This window comes from Kitasatospora sp. NPDC056138 (assembly GCF_042264695.1).
GTDB lineage: Bacteria > Actinomycetota > Actinomycetes > Streptomycetales > Streptomycetaceae > Kitasatospora.
In genome coordinates this window covers 25,145-30,173 of the sequence record NZ_JBHJVK010000087.1, presented here as the reverse complement: position 1 = coordinate 30,173, position 5,029 = coordinate 25,145, and the positions used below count along the sequence as shown (strand labels likewise).

The following is a 5,029-nucleotide window of genomic DNA, read 5'->3' as shown; positions in this document are numbered from 1 at the left end:
GTGCGGGGGGCTGTTTTTTTTTTTTCAGACACGGCCGGGGGGCCGGCGGTGACGGCGGGTCACGGGCCCCGCGGGTCAGGGGGGGGGGGCCGGACTCCCTCGGGAGTCCGGCCCCACCCTTTCGGTTGCCCGGTTGCCCGGTTGCCCGGCGGTGCTGGCGGTGTCGGCGGTGCCGACTGGTCCCTCCGGCTCTCCAGGAGCCTGGAGACCGCCGGTCGTCGGTTACTTCACCGGCAGCGCGATGCGACCCCAGCCGCTGTTGGTGAGGGCCGCAGTGGCCCAGTACCAGGCGGCCGCGCCGGCGAGGGCGGCGATCCAGCCGGCTGCCTTGGCGAGCCCGCCGCTCCCGGCGAAGGTGGCGATGGCGCTGAGCAGCAGGGCGACCGTCAGCAGCCCGTAGACCAGGCGGCTGAAGAGGCCGGAGGTCCAGCTGGCGACCGCGAGGGTGAAGGCGAGCAGGGCCCACAGCAGCAGGAAGAGGCCGGCGGCGTGCTTTCCGGCGCCCGCGGCCACGGACCAGGTGGCCCAGAAGGCGCCGAGGCCGGTGAAGGCGGTGCCGGTGAAGGTGTCGCCGCTGCGGAGCTGCCAGAGGCCGGCGATGAAGAGGGTGACCCCGCCGACGAGGTGAGCGAGGGCCACGGCGTCCTTGACCCCGGTACCGCTGAGGATGCCGGTGGCGAGCAGGCCGTATGCGAGAAGGGTCAGTCCGAGGGCCAGGTATCCGAGGGGACCCGCGTCGGCGCCTGCGGGTCGGGCGTTCGCCCCGGTAGCTTCAGTGCTCACCGGAGGCTCCTTTCACTCTGTGTGCCGGGTGGCGGCGTGAGTGCGATCGAGGTGTTTGGGTGCGATCGAGGTTCGGTGCGTGATGCCGTGCCGGAGGCGCACGGGAGCGGCACGCGGTTCAGGGCGCATGGCACCGGACACAGTGCGCGGGGCACAGTGGCATCGGGCATACGGCTCCGGACGCGTGGAGCTGGCGTGCGGGCGGCTGCGGTGGAGTGAAGAACCGGCACATCCGGCAGGTCGAGCCGGTGGTGGTCCGGTGGTTGATGTCCCCTCCGGGGGAATCCCCGGTGAATCCGGTGTACCCGCCTCCGGACGGCTTGTACCCTTGTGAATCCCACAATTTGTGCAGTCGTCAGCCGTCGGGCGGCCGAGGATGGCCGTTTGCTGAACGAGAGTGAGCGGGAGGGTGTCTCAGCCGCTCAGCCGCTCAGCCGCTCAGCCGCTCAGCCGCTCAGTGGGCTCGCTGGGTGGGCAGTCGGAGGGTGAGGATCGCCATGTCGTCCGAGGGCGGCTCGGGCGCGAAGCGCTCCACGGCGCGCTGGACGCGTGCCGCGACCGCTCCGGCGGTGAGTCCGGTGCAGCCGCCGAGCACCTGGGCGAGACCGTCCTCGCCCAACATCCGCGATCCCTCGCGGCGTTCGGTGACACCGTCGGTGACGCAGAGCAGGACCTCTCCGGGGTGCAGCACCAACTCCTCGGCCTCCAGGTCCAGTTCCTCCAGTACACCGAGCAGCGGCTGCGGTGAGGCGGCCGGTTCGACCTGGCCGTCGGTACGCAGCCGGAGCGGCAGCGGGTGGCCCGCGCAGACCAGCGACAGCACGGTGGTCCCGTCCGGTCGGGGGGTCAACTCCCCGTACAGCAGGGTGAGGAAGCGGCTGCGGGCGCCTTCGTCCAGGATGGCGGCGTTGAGCCGGGTGAGGACCTGTGGCGCGTCCAGGCCCTCGCGGGCGAGCAGGCGCAGCGAGTGGCGGGCCAGGCCGGTGACCGAGGCGGCTTCGGGACCGGTGCCGCAGACGTCGCCGATGGCGAAGCCGTAGGTGCCGGGGCGGATCGGGAAGATGTCGTAGAAGTCGCCGCCGACCTCGTTGCCCTCGCCGGCGGCCTGGTAGAAGACCTCGACCTCGACGCCCGGGATCTTGGGCAGTTCCGGTGGCAGCAGTGCGCGCTGGAAGGCCTGGCTGGTGGCGGTGCGCTCGGAGTAGAGCCGGGAGTTGTCGAGCGCGAGGGCCGCTCGGCGGGAGAGGTCCTCGGCGAGTTCGAGCATCTCCTGGCGGAAGCGGACGCCGGTGCCGACGCCGAGCACCAGCAGGCCGATCACCCGGTTGCGGGCGGCGAGCGGCAGGACCACGGTCTCGCCGAGCAGTCCGGCCAGGTCGGGGGTGTCGGCCAGGCCGGAGGCGCGGGCGGTCTCCAGCGGGCCCTTCCAGAAGCGGGCGCCGGGCGCGGGGTCGGTCTCGGGTGCGGGGGCCTTGTCGAGCAGGGCGCGCAGCGGGTCGATCCGGTCCTCGTCCTCGTGCAGGACGAAGGCGAGTTCGGCGCCGCTGTTCTGGTCGGCGGTGGTGTAGACCGCGCACCAGGCGGCGAGGGTGGGGACGGCCATCTGCGCCATCAGGGCGAGTGTCTGCTGGTGCTCCAGGGTGCCGGCCAGCAGGTCGGAGGCCTCGACCAGGAAGGAGAGCGAACCCCTGCGCAGCCGTTCGAGCTCGGTGAGCCGGGCGCTCTCCAGGGCGAGGGCGATCCGGTCGGCGGCGAACTGCAGGCGCAGCGCGTCCTCGTTGTCGTACCGGCCGGGGGTGGCGGCGGCCACGCCGAGCGAGCCGGTGAGGCGGCCCTCCACCTTGAGCGGGACGGTGATGAGCGAGCGCAGGCCGGTGCCGGTGAGCAGCGGGGCCGAGCTGGGCCGGACCGAGAGGTCCTCGTGCACGGCGGGCAGCCGGGCGGAGTCGTAGCGGCCGGCGCCGGATTCGACCGGGATCGGTCCGCTCCGGCGGCCGACCGGGCTGAGGCCGGTGGCCGCGCGGACCTCGAACTCGGTTTCGTCGTCGGTGGTGAGCATCAGGTACGCGGCGTCGGCGTCGAGCAGGTCACGGGCGCGTTCGACGACGCGCTGGAGCAGGCCGCCCAGGTCGTGCTGGTCGAGCGGGCCGACCAGCAGGTCCAGCGGTTCGATGGCGGAGGGGGTCTCGACGGAGGTGCCGGGGGAGCGCAGCACGCCCCGGTCGGTCTCGCGGACCAGCAGACAGAGGGTGGACGGGATGCCGTGGGTGTCGCGGACCCGGACCTGGAGGCCGTACACCTCGGTGACCCGGCCGTCGGCGCGGCGCAGCCCGAAGCTGCCCTCCCAGCGGGCCAGGCGGAGCGTCTCGGCGAGGCCGAGGCCGGTCCCGGCGGTCTGCGGCCAGGCGGCCAGGTCGCTCCAGGAGCGGCCGAGGACCTGGTCGGCGGGGTGCTGGAAGAGGGCTTCGGCGTCCGGGTTCCAGGCGCGGACCAGCCCGTGCTCGTCCACCTGGACGACCGCGACCCTGACCGGCCCTTCGGCGTCCGGGAGTTCGCCGCCGGGGAGGCTGGGGAGGGCGTAGCGGGTGCCGGCCACCTGGACGGGGAGCGGCAGCCGGAACCAGACGGTCTTCTGTCCGGAGGCGTACTCGACGCCCCAGCGGCTGGAGAGCGCGGAGCACATCAGCAGGCCGCGGCCGCCCTCGCCGTCCGGGTCGGCGTAGCGGTCGGAGGAGGCGGCGGGGACGTTGGCGAAGGACGGCAGGCCGCGCTCGGGGTGACGGTCGGTCACCTCGATCCGGATCGAGTCCTCCTCGCGCAGGCAGGCGACCTCGGCGGCGGTGCCGGCGTGCACCACGGCGTTGGTGACGAGTTCGCTGACCAGGACCACGGCGTCGTCGACGACTTCGGGCAGGCCCCAGCCGAGCAGCGCGTCGCGGACGAAGCCGCGCGCGGCCGCGGCCGAGCGGCCGACCGGTTCGAAGGTGGCGGTTGCGCGCGCGGTGACCACGTGCCACTTCTCCCATCAGGTCGATCGACGGCTCTGCTCCGGCCGGTAGGCACCGGCCGGGAATGCCTTCCCGGTGGCGCCGACCGGGAACCCCTCCCGGCCTGGCCGACCTGGCAGCGGGTGTCGGTGCGGGCGCGGGAAGCGCCTTTGGCCAGGTGCAGCGCCCCACCCTACTTTCCGCTTGGTACCCCGTGGGCCCTGGGCGTCGAAACAGGCACCTGAGGGTGATTCTGGCCACGAGTTTGTTCCCGGCCGGTGGAGACCCTGTGCAACGGGCCGGACACGGAGCGCCGGTGCTGACAGACTGGGGGGTCCGCAGCATGCGGCGACGCAGTACGGTCGGTGGGGTGTCGGCGGCTGTCCGCAGCAGCCGGGGCGGCGTTCGGGGGCGGGCCGGTGCCCGCTGCCGATCGGACCTGAGCAGTCACGATGTGGGAGGGCCCGTTGAGTTCGGCCACCAAGGACGTACCCGGTACGACTCCGGCGACCGCGCGCGCCGGGCGGGCTGCGCAGGCGCGCGGCAGCCTGGGGCGGCGTCCGAACCACAACCGGGGGGCCGAGCCCGCCGATCTGCGCAAGCTGCTGGCGGCGCTGACGGCGATGCGGGACGGCAACTTCCGGCGTCGCCTGACCGTTCCGGGGGACGGGCCGCTGGCCGAGATCGCGGCGGTGTTCAACGAGGTCGCCGAGCGCAACCAGCACCTGACCGGCGAGCTGGCCCGGGTCCGCCGTGCGGTGGGCCGGGAGGGGCGGCTCTCCGAGCGTCTGGAGAGCGGGGTCGGCGAGGGTGCCTGGATGGCGGCGGTCGACAACTGCAACGCGCTGATCGACGACCTGGCGCGGCCGATGGCCGACGTGGGCCGGGTGCTCTCCTCGATCGCCGAGGGCGACCTGGACCAGCGGATGGAGCTGCGCTCGGTCCACACCAACGGGGTGAGCCACCCGTTGCGCGGTGAGTTCCTCAAGGTGGGCCGGACCGTGAACGGGCTGGTGGACCAGCTGTCGGAGTTCACCGACGAGGTGACCAGGGTCGCCCTCGAGGTGGGTACCGAGGGCAAGCTGGGCGGCCAGGCCAGGGTGCGCGGCATGTCGGGCAGTTGGAAGGACCTGGCGGACTCGGTCAACACCATGGCTGGCCGGCTGACGGCGCAGGTGCGCAACATCGCCGAGGTGACGACGGCGGTGGCCAAGGGCGACCTGTCGCGCAAGATCGAGGTCGATGCCAGGGGCGAGATC

The 5,029-nt window shown here is 73.2% G+C and carries 3 protein-coding genes; 1 reads left to right on the top strand and 2 read right to left on the bottom strand.

What is annotated here, in order from left to right; genetic code table 11:
- Positions 1–222: 222 nt before the first annotated feature.
- Positions 223–783, bottom strand: coding sequence for an acetate uptake transporter (locus tag ACFC1R_RS34350; protein WP_375945478.1), 561 nt, complete (start codon positions 781–783; stop codon positions 223–225).
- Between the two features lie 454 nt (positions 784–1,237).
- Positions 1,238–3,793, bottom strand: coding sequence for a SpoIIE family protein phosphatase (locus ACFC1R_RS34345; RefSeq protein WP_375945476.1), 2,556 nt, complete (start codon positions 3,791–3,793; stop codon positions 1,238–1,240).
- Between the two features lie 600 nt (positions 3,794–4,393).
- Here ACFC1R_RS34345 and ACFC1R_RS34340 point away from each other — a divergent pair.
- On the top strand, positions 4,394–5,029 hold a 636-nt coding region (locus ACFC1R_RS34340; protein WP_375945485.1), incomplete at its 3' end, for a HAMP domain-containing protein.